The sequence below is a fragment of the Pigmentiphaga sp. NML080357 genome (assembly GCF_002188465.1).
GTDB lineage: Bacteria > Pseudomonadota > Gammaproteobacteria > Burkholderiales > Burkholderiaceae_B > Pigmentiphaga.
The window spans coordinates 200,445-216,341 of record NZ_NINW01000029.1 but is presented as its reverse complement, the minus strand read 5'-3'; the positions used below and the strand labels follow the sequence as shown (position 1 = coordinate 216,341).

At 69.0% G+C, this 15,897-nt stretch carries 16 protein-coding genes; 7 read left to right on the top strand and 9 right to left on the bottom strand.

Annotation, left to right across the window (positions count from 1 at the left end):
• Positions 1-14: 14 nt before the first annotated feature.
• Complete coding sequence (locus CDO44_RS12745) at positions 15-2,195, bottom strand: indolepyruvate ferredoxin oxidoreductase subunit alpha (protein WP_087780577.1); 2,181 nt, start codon at positions 2,193-2,195, stop codon at positions 15-17.
• A 185-nt stretch (positions 2,196-2,380) separates the two neighbouring features.
• Here CDO44_RS12745 and CDO44_RS12740 point away from each other — a divergent pair, with 185 nt between their 5' ends.
• Positions 2,381-3,394, top strand: coding sequence for a LysR family transcriptional regulator (locus CDO44_RS12740; protein ID WP_087780576.1), 1,014 nt, complete (start codon positions 2,381-2,383; stop codon positions 3,392-3,394).
• 28 nt (positions 3,395-3,422) lie between these two features.
• On the opposite strand, the gene CDO44_RS12735 is transcribed toward CDO44_RS12740, so the two are convergent.
• Genes CDO44_RS12735 through CDO44_RS12705 form a run of 7 tightly spaced genes read right to left on the bottom strand, consistent with a single transcriptional unit; the run spans position 3,423 to position 8,186 of the window.
• Positions 3,423-4,169, bottom strand: coding sequence for a 1-acyl-sn-glycerol-3-phosphate acyltransferase (locus CDO44_RS12735; RefSeq protein WP_144389511.1), 747 nt, complete (start codon positions 4,167-4,169; stop codon positions 3,423-3,425).
• Between the two features lie 20 nt (positions 4,170-4,189).
• Positions 4,190-5,482 (bottom strand): dihydroorotase, encoded by a 1,293-nt coding sequence (locus CDO44_RS12730; protein ID WP_087780574.1) that lies wholly within the window; start codon positions 5,480-5,482, stop codon positions 4,190-4,192.
• A 4-nt stretch (positions 5,483-5,486) separates the two neighbouring features.
• Positions 5,487-6,434 carry an aspartate carbamoyltransferase catalytic subunit gene (locus CDO44_RS12725; protein ID WP_087780573.1) on the bottom strand — a complete coding sequence of 316 codons (948 nt, stop codon included), beginning with the start codon at positions 6,432-6,434 and terminating at the stop codon, positions 5,487-5,489.
• The gene (gene pyrR, locus CDO44_RS12720) at positions 6,427-6,966 is read right to left on the bottom strand and encodes a bifunctional pyr operon transcriptional regulator/uracil phosphoribosyltransferase PyrR (RefSeq protein WP_087780572.1); all 540 of its coding nucleotides are present in this window, start codon (positions 6,964-6,966) and stop codon (positions 6,427-6,429) included. The genes CDO44_RS12725 and pyrR overlap by 8 nt, the downstream gene beginning before the upstream one ends.
• Before the next feature lie 27 nt (positions 6,967-6,993).
• On the bottom strand, positions 6,994-7,434 hold the full coding sequence (ruvX, locus tag CDO44_RS12715) for a Holliday junction resolvase RuvX (RefSeq protein WP_087780571.1): 441 nt from the start codon (positions 7,432-7,434) through the stop codon (positions 6,994-6,996).
• Positions 7,427-7,993, bottom strand: coding sequence for a YqgE/AlgH family protein (locus CDO44_RS12710; RefSeq protein WP_087780570.1), 567 nt, complete (start codon positions 7,991-7,993; stop codon positions 7,427-7,429). Before CDO44_RS12710 ends, ruvX begins: the two co-directional genes overlap by 8 nt.
• Positions 7,994-8,021: 28 nt before the next feature.
• Positions 8,022-8,186: a rubredoxin gene (locus CDO44_RS12705; RefSeq protein WP_087780643.1), complete on the bottom strand. Its 165-nt coding sequence runs from the start codon at positions 8,184-8,186 to the stop codon at positions 8,022-8,024.
• A gap of 135 nt (positions 8,187-8,321) precedes the next feature.
• Here CDO44_RS12705 and CDO44_RS12700 point away from each other — a divergent pair, with 135 nt between their 5' ends.
• From CDO44_RS12700 to CDO44_RS12675, 6 genes are all read left to right on the top strand, one after another.
• Positions 8,322-9,212: a hydroxymethylpyrimidine/phosphomethylpyrimidine kinase gene (locus tag CDO44_RS12700; protein ID WP_087780569.1), complete on the top strand. Its 891-nt coding sequence runs from the start codon at positions 8,322-8,324 to the stop codon at positions 9,210-9,212.
• The gene (gene thiE, locus CDO44_RS12695) at positions 9,209-9,916 is read left to right on the top strand and encodes a thiamine phosphate synthase (RefSeq protein ID WP_233146161.1); all 708 of its coding nucleotides are present in this window, start codon (positions 9,209-9,211) and stop codon (positions 9,914-9,916) included. Before CDO44_RS12700 ends, thiE begins: the two co-directional genes overlap by 4 nt.
• 2 nt (positions 9,917-9,918) lie before the next feature.
• Positions 9,919-11,202: a glutamate-1-semialdehyde 2,1-aminomutase gene (gene hemL, locus CDO44_RS12690; protein WP_087780568.1), complete on the top strand. Its 1,284-nt coding sequence runs from the start codon at positions 9,919-9,921 to the stop codon at positions 11,200-11,202.
• Positions 11,203-11,263: 61 nt separating this feature from the next.
• Positions 11,264-12,490: a bifunctional glutamate N-acetyltransferase/amino-acid acetyltransferase ArgJ gene (argJ, locus tag CDO44_RS12685; RefSeq protein WP_087780567.1), complete on the top strand. Its 1,227-nt coding sequence runs from the start codon at positions 11,264-11,266 to the stop codon at positions 12,488-12,490.
• Positions 12,491-12,751: 261 nt separating this feature from the next.
• Entirely contained in the window at positions 12,752-13,648 is an 897-nt protein-coding gene (locus tag CDO44_RS12680) for an ATP-binding protein (RefSeq protein ID WP_233146160.1), read from the top strand.
• A gap of 90 nt (positions 13,649-13,738) precedes the next feature.
• Complete coding sequence (locus tag CDO44_RS12675; protein ID WP_087780565.1) at positions 13,739-14,869, top strand: thiamine phosphate synthase; 1,131 nt, start codon at positions 13,739-13,741, stop codon at positions 14,867-14,869.
• Between the two features lie 14 nt (positions 14,870-14,883).
• Here CDO44_RS12675 and CDO44_RS12670 read toward each other — a convergent pair whose 3' ends face one another.
• The gene (locus CDO44_RS12670) at positions 14,884-15,846 is read right to left on the bottom strand and encodes a tripartite tricarboxylate transporter substrate binding protein (protein ID WP_087780564.1); all 963 of its coding nucleotides are present in this window, start codon (positions 15,844-15,846) and stop codon (positions 14,884-14,886) included.
• Positions 15,847-15,897: the final 51 nt, after the last annotated feature.

Sequence of the window (15,897 nt, the reverse complement as noted above, 5' to 3'; positions counted from 1 at the left end):
GACGTGATGGCCGTTCATGCCGCCAGCCCCTCCAGCCGCCGGTCGATGCGGCGCTGCAAGGCGCCGATGACGGCTTTCCTGATCCGCGCCCGGAACTTGTCCCAGGCGCTCGGATTGTTGATGATCTCGGCCCGGTAGAACGACGGGCACAACACCGCCGCATGCGATACCTCGCCGCACAGGCCGCAGCCGACGCAGCTGTCCACCACCGCCGCGACCGGATCGGTGCGCAGCGGATCGGGATTGTCGCGGATGGTGAGCGAGGGGCAACCGGAGAGCCGGATACAGGAGTGATCGCCGGTACAGGTGTCCGGGTCGACGCCGAAACGCTCGCGCACCACGCGCTTGCCCTCGCCTATCATCTTGCGCATCAGCGGCTTCACGCGCCGCTGCTTGTTGAGCATGCACTCGCTCTGGGCCACGACCACCTTGGGGCCTTTTTCCGGCGTGGTCAACGCCTCGCGCAGCGTATCGCGCATCTGCGCGACGCTATAGGTGCGCGTCACGGTCCGCACCCATTTCACGCCCACGCCGCGCACGGCTTTCTCAATCGGGTTGTTGGTGCTGCGGATGGGGTTCTCCGCCTTGGACGACAGCACGTCCTGCCCCCCCGTGGCGGCCGAGTAGCCGTTGTCCACCACCAGCAGCACGTTGTCGGTTTCGTTGAAGACGGCATTGCCCACGCCGCTGGTCAGTCCGTTGTGCCAGAAGCCGCCGTCGCCCATGATGGAAATCGTGCGCCGCGAGGTCTCGCGCGTGTTCAGGGCCGACGCGCCGGCCCATCCCAGGCCGTACCCCATGGTCGTCGCGCCCAGGTTGAACGGCGGCAGCACCGAAAACAGGTGGCAGCCGATGTCGCAGCTGATGTGGTGCCGCCCCAGTTCGCGCTCGACCAGCTTGATGGCGGTGAAGATCGGCCGTTCCGGGCATCCCGTGCAGAACGACGGCGGCCGTCCCTGCACCTGGTCGGCGGCGCGCTGGATGGCGAACGCCTTGGGATTGTCCGGCATGCGGGCAGGCGCGGCGGAACGGGCGGCCCGCGGCAGCGGCCTGCCATCGAGCAGCGCCGGCTCGTAGCGGCGCAGGTATTCCGCCAGCCCCTTGAGCAGCACCCCGCCCGTGTATTCGCCGGCCATCGGCAGCACGTCCTTGCCGTGCACGCGGGTGTTCAGGTCCGCGCGGCGCAGGATCGCATGGACCGCCTGCTCGATGTAATCGGGCTGCCCCTCTTCCACTATCAGGATGCTGCGCTTGCCCGCGCAGAAGCGGACGAACTCCTCGTCCACCAGCGGATAAGTCACGTTCAGCACGTACAGCGGTATCTGCGAACGGCCGAACGGATCGGCCAGCCCCAGCAGCTCCAGCGCCCGCAACACGCCGTTGTACATGCCGCCCTGCATGACGATGCCGACGTCGCGGGCGTCGGCGGCGAAGAACTCGTTCAGCCCATGGTCGACGATATAGCGCACGGCGGCCGGCCAGCGCTTGGCGATCTTCTCCTGCTCGTGCAGATAGGAGGCCGGCGGCAGCACGATGCGGTTGACGTCGCGCTCGGGATTCTCGATTGCGTCCTTGAGCGTATAGCCCGGGCGCTTGTTGGCCCGCGTCTTGAACCGGCCGTGCACGTGACAGGCGCGGATGCGCAATTGCAGCATGACCGGCGTGTTGCTGGCCTCGGACAACTCGAACCCCTGCTCGACCGCCCGCACCATGCTTTCCAGGTTCGGCCGCGGATCGAGCAGCCAGACCTGCGATTTCATCGCGAACGCATGCGAGCGTTCCTGCATGATGCTGGAGCCCTCGCCGTAATCCTCGCCCACGATCAGCAGCGCCCCGCCCGTCACGCCCCCCGAGGCCAGGTTGGCCAGCGCGTCGGAGGCCACGTTCGTGCCCACCGTCGACTTGAACGTGACCGCGCCCCGAAGCGGGTAATTCACCGACGCCGCCAGCGTCGCGGTCGCCGTCGCCTCCGAAGCGCTGTGCTCGAAATGCACCCCCAGCTCCGCGAGGATGTCATTGGCGTCGGTCAGCACGTCCATCAAGTGCGAAATCGGCGCGCCCTGGTAACCGGCCACATAAGACACCCCCGACTGCAACAGGGCCTTGGTGACCGCGAGTATCCCTTCCCCCCGGAACTCCTCGCCCTCGCCCAGCCTCAGCTTGCCGACTTCGTTCGCGAACGAACGCTCCGCCATTGTCCTGGTCTCCTCTTCATGGTGTCTGCGCACCATTCTTGTCCAGCAAGGCAGCCCAGGCTAATGGTTTTTTCGTATATTCCACATTGGTTTGGTGAATACCCCGTAGAATCCCTATAAGAATTATCCATTTAAGCCCGCCCCGGCACGGGCCGCCTCGAGAACCCGACCGGACGGACAGCAAAATGAACTTCCGACAACTGGACCTCAATCTGCTCCGCGTTCTGGTCGCCATCCACCAGACCCGCTCGGTCACCGCCGCCGGCAAGATGCTCGCCCTCTCGCAACCGGCCACCAGCAACGCCCTCGCCCGCCTGCGCTACTTTTTCGAAGACGAACTGTTCCTCCGCACTCCCCACGGCCTCATCCCCACCAGCGTCTGCGAACAAGTCGCCCCCGCCGTGGCCGCCGAACTGCGCTCCCTCGAAGCCCTCGTCACCGGCCGCGAGGAATTCGACCCCCGCCACAGCCACGCCGAATGGCGGGTCTCCATGTCAGACCTGGGCGAAATGACCTTCCTGCCCACGCTGGCCGCCGCCCTCCACGCCGAGGCGCCCCATACCCAGCTGACCAATGTCTCGGTCCTGGCCGACGACGTGGCCGCCGCCCTCGAAGCGCGCGAGATCGACTTCTCGATCGGCATCCTGCATCCCAAGCAGCGCGGCATCCAGGCCGACGTGCTGTTCCACGAACCCTACGTCGCCATTACCGCGCCCGACTGGACCCCGTTCCCCGAGCACAAAGGCAAGATACTCACGCCGAGCGAACTGGCATCGGCCTCGCTCCTGGTCGCCTCGCCCACCGCCACGTTCCACGACAGCGTGCGCGACATGCTGATGCGCATGAAACTCGACCACCGCATCGTGGTGCGGGCACTGCATTTCGGCGCCCTGCCGGAAGTCGTCATGAACTCGCGCATGCTGGCCATCGTGCCGACCACCTACGCGCGCAATGCCCAGGGCCGCTACGGCTTTAAGGTATGGACCCTGCCCTATGCGCCGTCCTACGACGTGCGGCTGATCTGGCACGCGAACACGGCGCGCGATCCGTCGCTGCAATGGGTACGGGCGCTGGTGCACCGGCTGTTCGCCCAGCCCATCCCGCGCAAGGGCAAGCGGGCCGCGGCAGGCAGCGAGGCGCCGGAGAACGTGCCCCGGCGCCGCCGGGCGCCGCGCGCGGAAGATCCGGCGCCTACGTGACGTGAACCGGATCGGGCAGCTCGCGACCCTACAGGCACACCTCGCGCCGAATGGCCTCCCGGACGCGGGCCGCCATCGCATGCCGATGGTCCTCGTCGCCCGCCTCGGGCAAGACGGGCGGCAGATAGACCACCTGCACGGCGACGCCGGTCGTGCCCAGCACGCGCCAGGCGTTGCCCAGCAGGCTTTCGTCCCCCACGTAGGCGGGCAGCGTGCTGCGTTCGCCATGCTGCAGGTAGCGCAAGGCGACCGGCTGCACCGGCACGCCGGCGCGGCGCGCGGGTTCGAACAGGCCGGCGTGGAAAGGCAGGACGTCCAGCCCGTCCGATGTGGTGCCCTCGGGAAAGAGCCCGATCAACTGGCCGCGATCGAAACGCTCGCGCATGGCTTGCGCCACGTAGTGCACCGCGCGCCGGCTGCCGCGCTCGATGAAGACGGTGCCCACGCCGGCAATCAGCCAGCCGAGCACGGGCCAGTCACGCAGCTCCCGCTTGCCGACGAAGATGGTGCAGCGCACGCTGCTGAGCGCGTAGATATCCAGCCACGACACGTGGTTGGCGATCAGCAGTGCCGGGCCATCCACCGGCGGCCGGCCGCTGACATAGACCCGAACGCCGCACCAGCGCAACAGCCAGCGTGACCACCAGCTGTTGATCCGGTCGCGCCGCGCCACGCTGAACCGCCGGAACACGGTGGCCAGCACGATGAGCCCGAATATCACCCACAGGGTGACGAGCAGGAAGCGCAGCGTGAACCGCAGTACGTGGACACTCAAAAGCAAGCCGGCACGCACGATCAGGCAGCCGTCTCATAGGCGACGTGGCCGGCCACGATGGTCGTCCGTACCTTGCCGGGCAACTCCATGCCGAGGAAGGGCGTGTGCTTGCCCTGGCTGACCAGGTTTTGCTCGCTGACCAGCCAATGCGCATCGAGGTCGACCAGGCACAGGTCGGCGAGCGATCCCACGCCCAGTTGTCCGCACGAGGCGAGCACCTTGGAGCCCAGCACGCGGGCGGGTTCGCTCGTGACCCGGGCGACAGCCCGGGAAACGGGCTGGTCCGTGTCCCGGGCCCACTTCAGGGCCAGCGACAGCAGCAGCTCCAGCCCGGTGGCGCCAGGCTCGGCCTCGCCGAACGGCAGCAGCTTGTAGTCCTCGTCCACCGGCGTGTGGTCCGAGCAGATGGCGTCGATGGTGCCGTCCGCCAGCGCGGCGCGGATGGCGTCGCGGTCGCGCTGGCCGCGCAGCGGCGGCGTCAGGCGGCAATGCGCGTCGAAATAGCCGATGTCGACGTCGGTCAGGTGCACGTGGTGGGCGCTGACGTCGCAAGTGACGGGCAGGCCCTCGGCGCGGGCCCGGCGCACCAGCTCGAGCCCCGCGGCGCTGGATATGCGGCACAGGTGCAGGCGCGCGCGGGTGGCGCGCTGCAGCTCGAACAGCGTGTGCAGCGCGATGGTCTCGGCCTGCTCGGGAATGCCCGAGAGCCCGAGGCGAGACGCCATGGCGCCGCTCGCCGCCACGCCCTCGCGCGCCAGCCACGGGTCTTCCGGCCGCAGCCACAGGGCGTAGTCGAAAGTGCGCGCGTATTGCATGGCGCGCAGCAGCACGTTGGTGTCGGTGACGGGCGCATCGGCCTGCGAGAACGCCACGCAGCCGGCCTCGGTGAGCTCGGCCATCTCGGTGATGACCTCGCCCTTCAGGCCGACGGTCATCGCGCCCAGCGGATAGACGTGAGACTGGTTGAGCTGGCGCGCGCGATGCTTGAGCATCTCGACCAGTCCCGGCTCGTCGAGCACCGGGTCGGTGTCGGGCGGCAGGACCAGGCTGGTCACGCCGCCGGCCAGCGCGGCTTGCAGCTCGGACTCAAGCGTGGCGCGGTGCTCGAAGCCCGGCTCGCGCAGGCGGGCCGACAGGTCCACCAGCCCCGGCAGCACGGCCAGCCCGCGGGCGTCGATGACCCGGTTGGGCACGAAGCCCGCGGGGGCCTGGCCGATGCCGACGATGCGGCCGGCGGCGATGTAGATGTCGTTGAGGGCGTCGACGCCGTTGGCCGGATCGATCAGGCGGCCGCCCTGGATGGATATTTTCATGGGGTCAGGCTCCTGCGACGATGCTCATGACGGCCATCCGGACCGCGATACCGAAGGTGACCTGGTTCAGGATGACGGCCTGCTTGCCGTCGGCCACCGGCGAATCGATCTCCACGCCCCGGTTCATCGGCCCCGGATGCATGACGATCGCATCGGGCTTGGCCAGCGCGAGCTTCTCCTGCGTCAGGCCGTAATGCTTGAAGTACTCCTGCGCCGAAGGCAGGAGCGCGCCGCGCATGCGCTCGTTCTGCAGGCGAAGCATGATGACCACGTCCACGCCCTTGAGTCCTTCCGCCATGTCGGTGAACACGCGCACGCCCATCTGCTCGAGGCCCGACGGCAGCAGCGTGAGCGGGCCGATGGCGCGCACCTCGGGCACGCCCAGCGTGGTCAGCGCGTGGATGTCCGAGCGCGCCACGCGCGAGTGCAGGATGTCGCCGACGATCGCCACCGTGAGCTTGGTGAAGTCCTTCTTGTAGTGGCGGATGGTGTACATGTCCAGCAGCCCCTGCGTGGGGTGCGCGTGGCGGCCGTCGCCCGCGTTGATCACGTGCACGTGGGGCGCCACGTGCTGGGCGATCAGGTGCGGTGCGCCGCTGGAGGCGTGCCGCACCACGAACAGGTCGGCCTGCATGGCCGACAGGTTGTTGATGGTGTCGAGCAGCGACTCGCCCTTGCTGGCGGAGGAGGCGTTGATGTTCAGGTTGTAGACGTCGGCCGACAGGCGCTTGGCCGCGATCTCGAAGGTGGTGCGGGTGCGCGTGGAGTTCTCGAAGAACAGGTTGAACACGCTCTTGCCGCGCAGCAGCGGCACTTTCTTGATGTCGCGGTCGGCCAGCGGCACGAACGATTCCGCGGTATCGAGGATGTGGTTCAGGATCGCGCGCGGCAATCCTTCCACGGTCAACAGGTGGGTAAGCTCGCCGTTGCTGTTGAGCTGCGGGTTACGCATGGGGCTGCTCCTGGGGCGGCAGGTTTTCGAAATCGATCTTGAACGCGTCGCCCACGCGCGACAGCACCAGGCTCTGGCCGGGCGGCAGCTCGACGGTGGCCGCGGCGATGTCGGCGGCCACCGGCAGCTCGCGCCCGCCGCGGTCCACCAGCACGGCCAGCTTGATGGAGGCCGGGCGCCCGTAGTCGAACAATTCGTTCATGGCGGCGCGTATGGTGCGGCCGGTGTAGAGCACGTCATCGACCAGGATGAGGTGCTTGTCGTCCACGTCGAAGGCGATGGCGGACGGCTTGACCTGTGGATGCAGGCCGATGCGGGCGAAATCGTCGCGGTAGAAGCTGATGTCGAGCTTGCCCGGCGCATCGGGCAGCCCGAGGTCGCGGTGCAGGCGGTCGGCGATCCACGAGCCGCCCGAATGAATGCCGACCAGGTGGGTGCGCCCGGCGGGCAGCGCGGCCATCAGGTTGCGCACGGCTTCGCGCAGCCGCGCATAGAGCGCCTCGGCATCGAGGTGGGTGGGGGTTGGGTTCATGGCAGTTCCGGGTGAAGAAAGCGGTCGTCAGCGCTGTTCGCCTGGAGGCGGGCGCGACATGGCGGGCGGACGGGCATCGAAATAGCTCTGCAGGATGATGGCGGCGGCCACTGCGTCCACGCGCAGGCCGCGGCCGGCCGCGCCCATTTCCGATTGCGCAGCGAGGCTGGTGCCGCGCTCGTCCACCAGTTCGACCGGCAATCCGTAGCGCCCCTGCAGCTGGTTGGCGAACCGGCGGCACAGGGCGGTCATGGGTTGCTCGCCGCCATCGGCGTCCAGGGCCAGCCCGACCACCAGCCGCGAGGGCTGCCATTCGCCCAGCAACTGTTCGATGCGGGCGAAGCGCGCCTCGCGCGTGGAATTGGCGAACACCTCGAGCGGACGCGCGTGCCCCGTCAACGTATTGCCGACGGCAACGCCGATGAACTGGGTTCCGTAGTCGAATGCGAGCAGCGTTTCGTCAGGCATGGCCGGCTTCGCCCGCCAGCATGATCGGGGCTATGCCCAGCAGCGCCAGCGCGGCGTCGAAACGCTCGCCCGGCGGCACGTTGAAGATGATGTCGGCGGTGGCCGACACGCTGAGCCAGGCATTCTCGGAGAGCTCGTCCTCGAGCTGGCCCGCGCCCCATCCCGCATAGCCCAGCGTGACCAGCATCTGGCCCGGCCCCTGCCCTTCGGACACGGCCTGCAGCACGTCGCGCGACGTGGTCAGGGCGAGATCCCCGACCTTGATGGAAGAGTTGTAGTCGCCCACCGGCGCATGCAGCACGAAACCGCGGTCGGTCTGCACCGGGCCGCCGAAGAAGACCGGCGACTCGGCCCGGGCGGAGTCGTCCAGCGACAATTCGATGCGCTCGAACAGTCCCGCCAGGGTGAGGTCGGTCGGCCGGTTGATGACCAGGCCCAGGGCGCCCTTGGGCGTATGTTCGCAGACGTAGATGACGGCGCCGGCAAAATTCGGATCCGCCATGCCTGGCATGGCGATCAGGAACTGATTCGTGAGATCGAAGTTGGCGCGCTCGCTCATACCGGGATTGTAATCGCCACTGAACGGCTCAGATCTCGACCATCTCAAAATCTTCCTTGCGGGCGCCGCACTCGGGACAAACCCAATTGGGCGGCACGTCTTCCCATTTGGTACCGGGAGGGATTCCCTCCTCCGGCAGGCCGGCCGCCTCGTCGTAGATCCAGCCGCAAATCAGACACATCCAGGTACGCATCATCGTCAATTATTACTGGGCCCCGCCCCCGCGAACCGGGAACCATCGGGCATCCATTAGAATCTCGCATCTTACCGAAACACCGTGGGCCGCGCCCGGTCCCCCGCCGGCGGGCCCGCTTTTCGAGATTTTTCGTTGCCAGCGCCCACGCCCCCCCTCGTTCTGACGTTCGCCCCCTCCGACCCCAGCGGCGGAGGCGGCATCCAGGCGGACCTGCTGACCTGTGCCAGCATGGGCTGCCATGCCTTGACCGTGCTGACCGGCTACACGGTGCAGGATTCGGCCGGACTGGAAGACGCCGAGGCCCTCGCGCCGGAGTGGATAGACGACCAGGCCCGCAGCCTCCTGGAGGACATGCCGGTACGCGCCTTCAAGATCGGCGGCCTGTTCTCGGCCGAGGCCGTGGCGGCGGTGGCCGAGATCCTGGCGGACTACTCGGCCGTGCCGGTCGTCCTCCACCTGGGCGCCGATCCGCCCGATGCGGACGACGCAGAGACCGAGGACTCGGCCGAGGAGATCATGGCCGCGACCATCGAGCTGCTGGTGCCGCAGGCCACCCTCGTCGTGGCCGACAGCCTGCGCCTGACGCAATTGGCGGCCGACGGACTGCTCGATACCGATACGCCCGACGAAACCGCGGCCCATGCGCTGCTGCGCCGCGGCGCGGCCTGGGTGCTGGCCACCGGCCTGCATCAGCCGGGCGAGATCGTGATCAATACCCTGCGGGGGGGCGGCGACACGGCGGCCGAACCTTCCGGCGAATACCGCTGGCCGCGCCTGCCCGGCAATTTCCGCGGCGCCGGCTCGACCCTGTCGGCGGCGCTGGCGGCACTGCTGGCCAGCGGCATGGAAGTGCGCGACGCCGTCCCGGAAGCCCAGGAATACACCTGGCAGGCGCTGGCGTCGGGTTTCCAGCCCGGCATGGGCCGCCTGCTTCCCGACCGGTTCTTCTGGGCGCGGCAAGGCGGCGACACCGCCGCCGAGACCGTCGAACCGAACGCCGGCCCCAGCAAGGACGCCTCATGAATCTGCCGGCCGAACCCGCCGCCACGCTGGCGAGCCCCATGCGGGGCCTGTACGGCATCACGCCCGAATGGGACGACACCGCACGGCTGGTGGCGGCCGTGGAGGCCGCCGCGCGCGGCGGCCTGCGGGCCGTGCAGCTGCGCCGCAAAGAGGCCGGGGCCGCCAAGCGGCTGGAGCAGGCGCGCGCCTTGCGCACCGCCTGCGACCGGCTCGGCGTGGTGCTCATCGTCAATGACGACTGGCGGCTGGCGCTCGATGCCGGGGCCGACGGCGTGCACCTGGGGCGCGACGACGGCGACATCGCCCAGGCCCGCCGCGCCGGGGGACCGGCGCTGCTGATCGGCGCGTCCTGCTATAACGAACCCGAGCGCGCCCGCGCCGCGCTGGCGGCAGGCGCCGACCACGTGGCCTTCGGCGCGGTGTTCGATTCGCCCACCAAGCCGGCCGCCGTGCGCGCGCCGCTGTCGTGCCTGGCCGAGGCGCGCCGACTGCGGTTGCCGGGTGACGGACAGCCGATCCGGCCCGCCATCGTCGCCATCGGCGGCATCACGCCGGCCAATGCCCGGCAGGCCGTGGCGGCGGGCGCGGACGCCCTGGCCGTCATCACCGCGCTGTTCGGCGCCGCCGACATCGAAGCGGCGGCGCGCGCCTTCGGCCAGGCCTGGACCGAAGACCCCGGCGGCAACGCCACTAGCAAGGCATGACCATGATACGCAACGCAGAACTCTTCGAACGCGCCTGCCGAACCATTCCCGGCGGCGTCAACTCGCCGGTGCGCGCCTTTCGTTCCGTCGGCGGCACACCGCCTTTCATCGAGCGCGCCGCCGGCCCGTACATCTGGGATGCCGACAAGAAGCAGTACATCGACTACGTCGGGTCCTGGGGCCCCGCCATCCTCGGCCATGCCCATCCCGAGGTGATCCGGGCGGTGCAGGCCGCCGCGGCCAACGGCCTGTCGTTCGGCGCCCCCACCGAGGCCGAGGTCGAGCTGGCCGAGATGCTGGTGCACCGCCTGCCCTCCATCGAGCAGGTGCGCCTGGTGAGCTCGGGCACCGAGGCCACGATGAGCGCGATCCGGCTGGCGCGCGGCTTCACCGGCCGCGCCAAGATCGTCAAGTTCGAAGGCTGCTACCACGGTCATGCCGACAGCCTGCTGGTCAAGGCCGGCTCGGGCCTGCTGACCTTCGGCAACCCGACCTCGGCGGGCGTGCCGCCGGAGTTCACCTCGCACACGCTGGTGCTGGACTACAACGACATCGCCGGGGTGGAAGCCGCCTTCAAGCAGTACGGCGACGACATCGCCTGCGTGATCGTCGAGCCGGTGGCCGGCAACATGAACCTGGTGCAGCCGGCGCCCGGCTTCCTGCAGGCGCTGCGCGACCAATGCACCCGCCACGGCGCGGTGCTGATCTTCGACGAGGTCATGACCGGCTTTCGCGTGGGGCCGCAAGGCGTGCAGGGGCGCACGGGAATCGTCCCGGACCTGACCACGCTGGCCAAGGTCATCGGCGGCGGCATGCCCATCGGCGCCTTCGGCGGCCGGCGCGACATCATGGCGCACATCGCGCCGCTGGGCGCGGTCTACCAGGCCGGCACGCTATCGGGCAACCCGGTGGCCGTGGCCGCCGGCATCACCACCTTGCGGCTGCTGGCCGAGCCGGGCTTCTACGACCGGCTGGAAGCCCAGACCGGCAAGCTGGTCCAGGGACTGCGCGCAGCAGCGGCCAGCGCCGGCGTGCCGTTCAGCGCCGACCACGTGGGCGGCATGTTCGGCCTGTACTTCCGCGACAGGGTGCCGACCTCGCTGGCCGAGGTCTCGGCCTCCGATATCGCGGCCTTCAACAAGTTCTTCCATGCGGCGCTGGCGCGCGGCGTGAACTTCGCGCCGTCGGCGTTCGAGGCGGGCTTCGTCTCGATCGCCCACGACGACGAGGTGATCGCCCGCACCGTTGCCGTGGCCGGCGAGGCCTTCGCCGAACTCAACCCCTGAAGACCCGGCGCGGGCCCGCCCGCGCCGACAGCGCACACCTTTTCGTTCCGCGAGGACACCCATGGCTGTCAATCTGCACATTCCCGCTCCCGAACAAGTCTTCCCGGTGGACGGCGTCGACATCGGCGTGACCGAGGCCGGCATCCGCAAGGCCGGCCGGCGCGACCTGACGGTATTCCGCCTGGCCGAAGGCACCCAGGTGGCGGGCGTCTTCACGCGCAACCGCTTCCGCGCGGCGCCGGTGCAGGTGTGCGAAGAGCACCTGGCGCAGGCCCTGCCGATCCGGGCCATGGTAATCAATACCGGCAACGCCAACGCCGGCACCGGCGAGCCGGGCCTGGCCGCCGCTCGCGCCACCTGCGAGGCGCTCGCCCGGCTGCTGCAGCTCGACCCGCGCCAGGTCCTGCCGTTCTCCACCGGCGTGATCCTGGAGCCCCTGCCGGTAGACCGCATCGAGGCCGGCCTGCCCGCGGCAGTCAAGGCCCTCGCCCCGGGCAACTGGACCGAAGCGGCGCACGGCATCATGACCACCGATACGCTGCCCAAGATTGTCTCGAGCAAGGCCAACATCGGCGGCCAGCAGATCACCATCACCGGCATCAGCAAGGGCGCGGGCATGATCCGGCCGAACATGGCCACCATGCTCGGCTTCCTCGCTACCGATGCCGCCATCGACGGCGCCCTGCTCAAGCGCATGGCGGGCCAGATCGCCGACGTCTCGTTCAACCGCATCACGGTGGATGGCGACACGTCCACCAATGACTCTTTCATCGTCGCCGCGACCGGCCGCGCCGGCCTGCGCATCGAGTCCGAGTCGGACCCGCTCTATCCCGAGGTGCTGGCCACGCTGAAGGCCGCGGCGACCGAGCTGGCGCAGCTCATCGTGCGGGACGCCGAGGGGGCGACCAAGTTCATCGCCATCAAGGTCGAAGACGCCGGGACGCAGGACGAAGCGCTCAAGGTCGCCTATTCCGTCGCCCATTCGCCGCTGGTCAAGACCGCTTTCTACGCCTCCGATCCCAACCTGGGCCGCATCCTGGCCGCCATCGGCTATGCCGGCATCGACGACCTGGACGTGGGCCGCGTCAACCTGTGGCTGGACGATGTGTGGGTGGCAAAGAACGGCGGGCGCAACCCGGACTACCGCGAAGAGGACGGCCAGCGCGTGATGAAGCAGGCCGAGATCTCGGTGCGCATTTCGCTAGGCCGCGGCGACGTGGCCGAAACCGTGTACACGTGCGATTTCTCGCACGAGTACGTGAGCATCAACGCGGACTACAGGTCGTAGGGCGCCTCCCTGCGCGCTTCGCGCCTCCCCGGGGTGGGGCTGCGGACCGGAGGAGCCGGATCCGCGGTGCCCTGGGTACGTCAGCTCCGCACCGCTCTGCGGTTGGCGCCTGGCCCCCCGGGCGCGCCATCGAAAAAAATGGTGCAATACCCGGTGCCGTAGACGGATTTCGATCGGGCGGCATCCCCCCGGGCCGAAATCCGTCGTTCAAGAACACGATCCGGGGCCGGCATGGCTCCGGCCGAAGATAGGAACGCCGCTGTGCCGAACGAGTCCTCCCCATCCGTCGATCTGGCCTCTTTCCTGAAACGCGCCGAGGGCGTCCTCGCCCAGCTCGAGGCGTGGCTGCCCCCCGCCCCGCCCCCCGTGGACTGGAGCTCCCACGCCTTCCGCTGGCGCAAGCGAGGAACGCGCGGCTGGCTGGAGCCGGTACGCCACATCGCGCGCATCGACCTGGACGACCTGCAGCACATCGATCGCCAGAAGGACGTGATCGACCGCAACACGGTGCAGTTCCTGGAGGGCAAGCCGGCCAACAACGTGCTGATGACCGGCGCCCGGGGCACCGGCAAGAGTTCGCTGGTGAAGGCCATGCTGGCCGCCTACGGCGATCGCGGGCTGCGCCTGATCGAGGTCGACAAGAGCGACCTGGGCGATCTGCAGGAAATCGTCGAGATCGTGGCCGAGCGGCCCGAGCGCTTCATCGTCTTCGCCGACGACCTGTCGTTCGAGGAAGGCGAGGCCGGGTACAAGGCCCTGAAGTCGGTGCTGGACGGCTCCATCGCCGCCTCCACCCAGAACGTGCTGATCTACGCCACGTCCAACCGGCGCCACCTGATGCCGGAGTACATGCACGAGAACCTGCAGGCCAAGCACCAGAGCGACGGCGAGATCCATCCCGGCGAGACGGTCGAGGAAAAGATCTCGCTGTCCGAGCGCTTCGGGCTCTGGCTGTCGTTCTACCCGTTCAAGCAGGACGACTACCTCGACATCGTCGCGCATTGGCTGCGCGAGCTGGGATGCAGCGAGGAGTCCATCGCCAGGTCCCGCACCGCGGCGCTGCAGTGGACGCTGGAACGCGGCTCGCGCTCCGGGCGCGTGGCTTGGCAATTCGCGAAGGACTGGGCCGGGAGGGAAGGCCCCCCCCCTACGCGCTGACGCGCGCCCCCCCGGGGGGGCGGCACTGGCGGACCGGCGGAGCCGGATCCGCGGTGCCCTGGGTCTGGATCGATTTTTTTGGGAAGGCGGATGGCGACGGTTGATTCTGGTTCGAAAGTCGTGGATGTGGCGGTGGGGGTGATGCTCCGGCCGGACGGCAGTCTGTTGTTGGGGCAGCGGCCCGAGGGCAAGCCTTATGCGGGATGGTGGGAGTTGCCGGGCGGCAAGCTGGAGCCGGGCGAGACGGTGTTGCAGGCATTGGCGCGGGAATTGAAGGAAGAGCTGGGCGTGACGGTGCTGGAATCGGCCACCTGGGTCACGCACGTGCACGCTTACTCGCACGCCACCGTGCGGCTGTATTTCTGCCGCGTGACGCGCTGGGAAGGCCAGCCGCATGGGCTGGAATCGCAGGCGCTGCAATGGGCCCGCATCCGCGCCGCCACGCCGGCGGAGATCGCGGCCGCGGCACAGGATCGCGAACGGCGGATCGCCGCGCTGCAAGCGCGCCTGGCGCGCGGCGAGCAACCCACTGACCTGGAGGCGGCCCAGGCGCGCGCGCAGGCGCCGGAAGATGCACTGGGCCTGGCCCTGGAGCCGCGCATCGGACCGCTGCTGCCCGCTACCCTGCCGCCGCTGCAATGGCTGCACGTGCCCGATACCTACGCGATCACGAACATCGGCTCGCACGGCAACGTCGAACCGTTCCTGAAGCGGCTCGATACCGCGCTGGCCGCGGGCATGAAGCTCATCCAGTTCCGCGAGCCGGGCTGGCCCGGCGGACCGGACGACCCGGCGCTGCGCGACGTGCTCAGGCAGGTGGTGGCGCGCGCCCGGGCGGCCGGCGCCCAGGTGCTGTTGAACAGCATCCACCCGGCCGCCTGGCGCGGCGAGGCCGACGGCGTCCATCTGCGGTCCGCGGATATCCCCGCGCAGCGTCCCGACCTGCCTCGCGGCGCGCGCTTGGGCGTATCGGCCCATAGCGCGGAGGAACTGGAACGTGCACGCCGCCTCGATGCCGACTTCGCGGTGCTCGCGCCGGTGCTGCCAACCGCTTCGCATCCGGGCCAGCCGGGCATGGGATGGGAGGCCTTTGCCGCCATGGCGCTGCATGCCGGCCTGCCGGTATTCGCGCTGGGTGGCCAGTCCTCCCTGACCCGGGCGACGGCCGTCGCGCACGGCGCCCACGGCATCGCGGGAATCGGCGCGTTCTGGGGCGATTGACCGCGGGGCCGGCGCTACTGGACCGAGATGCTGGCCTCCTTGATCACTTTCTCCCAGCGGCGCGCCTCGGTGTCGATCAGGCGCCGGAACTCGCCAGGCGTATTGCCCACCGTGATGCCGCCATGGGCCTGGACTTTCTCCCTGATGTCCGGCGACTTCGCAATCCTGGCCAGGGCCGCGGCGAGTTTCTCGACAATGGCGGGCGACGTGCCCGCGGGCGCCACCACGCCGTTCCACACCGTGGCTTCCAGGTCCAGCCCCTGCTCTTTCAGCGTGGGCAACTCCGGCATGGAAGCCACCCGCTCGTCGCTGGTCACCCCCAGGCCGGTCACGCGTCCCGAACGTATGGGAGCCATGCCCGAACCGGTGAAGGCGAAATGGATGCGGCCCGCATTGAGGTCGACCTCGGCGGAGGCCGTGGACTTGTAGGGAACGTGAATGGCATCGATGCCGGTCATGGACGCAAACAGCGCGCCCACGAGATGCGGCGACGTTCCGGACCCGGGCGAGGAGTAATTGAGCTGCCCCGGCCTGGACTTGGCCAGCGCCACCAGGTCCTTCACGCTCTTGATGCCCAGCGTGGGACTGGCCATCAGGTAGAACGGCAAGGCAGCCACCATGGAGACCGGCGCGAAGTCGCGCTTGGGATCGTAGGTGATGTTGGGATACAGGAAGGGATTGATGGACAGGGTCGTGACCGACGCCATCAACAGCGTGTAGCCGTCGGCCGGGGCCTTGGCCACGTAGTCGGCGCCTATCATCGTGCTGGCGCCCGCCTTGTTCTCGACGATCACCGGCTGCTTGAGCTCCTGCGCGAGCGCGTCGGCGAAGATCCGCGACACGGTGTCGGCGACACCGCCGGGACCGTGCGGCACGACCAGCTTGATGGGCCGGTCCGGATAGGCGGCGTTCGCCGGGCCGGCGGCCATGCCGGCAGCCGCGATGGCGCAGGCAGCGATACTTGCTCGTATGTTCATGCTGTCTCCTTGTTCGTTGACCGGGCCGCGCCCGGACCCGGGCCTGCCGAC

Coding starts and splice junctions, on each gene's coding strand:
- CDO44_RS12745 (WP_087780577.1), bottom strand. CDS start 2,195: ATGGCGGAGCGTTCGTTCGCGAACGAAGTCGGCAAGCTGAGGCTGGGC.
- CDO44_RS12740 (WP_087780576.1), top strand. CDS start 2,381: ATGAACTTCCGACAACTGGACCTCAATCTGCTCCGCGTTCTGGTCGCC.
- CDO44_RS12730 (WP_087780574.1), bottom strand. CDS start 5,482: ATGAAAATATCCATCCAGGGCGGCCGCCTGATCGATCCGGCCAACGGC.
- CDO44_RS12725 (WP_087780573.1), bottom strand. CDS start 6,434: ATGCGTAACCCGCAGCTCAACAGCAACGGCGAGCTTACCCACCTGTTG.
- pyrR (WP_087780572.1), bottom strand. CDS start 6,966: ATGAACCCAACCCCCACCCACCTCGATGCCGAGGCGCTCTATGCGCGG.
- ruvX (WP_087780571.1), bottom strand. CDS start 7,434: ATGCCTGACGAAACGCTGCTCGCATTCGACTACGGAACCCAGTTCATC.
- CDO44_RS12710 (WP_087780570.1), bottom strand. CDS start 7,993: ATGAGCGAGCGCGCCAACTTCGATCTCACGAATCAGTTCCTGATCGCC.
- CDO44_RS12705 (WP_087780643.1), bottom strand. CDS start 8,186: ATGCGTACCTGGATGTGTCTGATTTGCGGCTGGATCTACGACGAGGCG.
- thiE (WP_233146161.1), top strand. CDS start 9,209: ATGAATCTGCCGGCCGAACCCGCCGCCACGCTGGCGAGCCCCATGCGG.
- hemL (WP_087780568.1), top strand. CDS start 9,919: ATGATACGCAACGCAGAACTCTTCGAACGCGCCTGCCGAACCATTCCC.
- argJ (WP_087780567.1), top strand. CDS start 11,264: ATGGCTGTCAATCTGCACATTCCCGCTCCCGAACAAGTCTTCCCGGTG.
- CDO44_RS12675 (WP_087780565.1), top strand. CDS start 13,739: ATGGCGACGGTTGATTCTGGTTCGAAAGTCGTGGATGTGGCGGTGGGG.
- CDO44_RS12670 (WP_087780564.1), bottom strand. CDS start 15,846: ATGAACATACGAGCAAGTATCGCTGCCTGCGCCATCGCGGCTGCCGGC.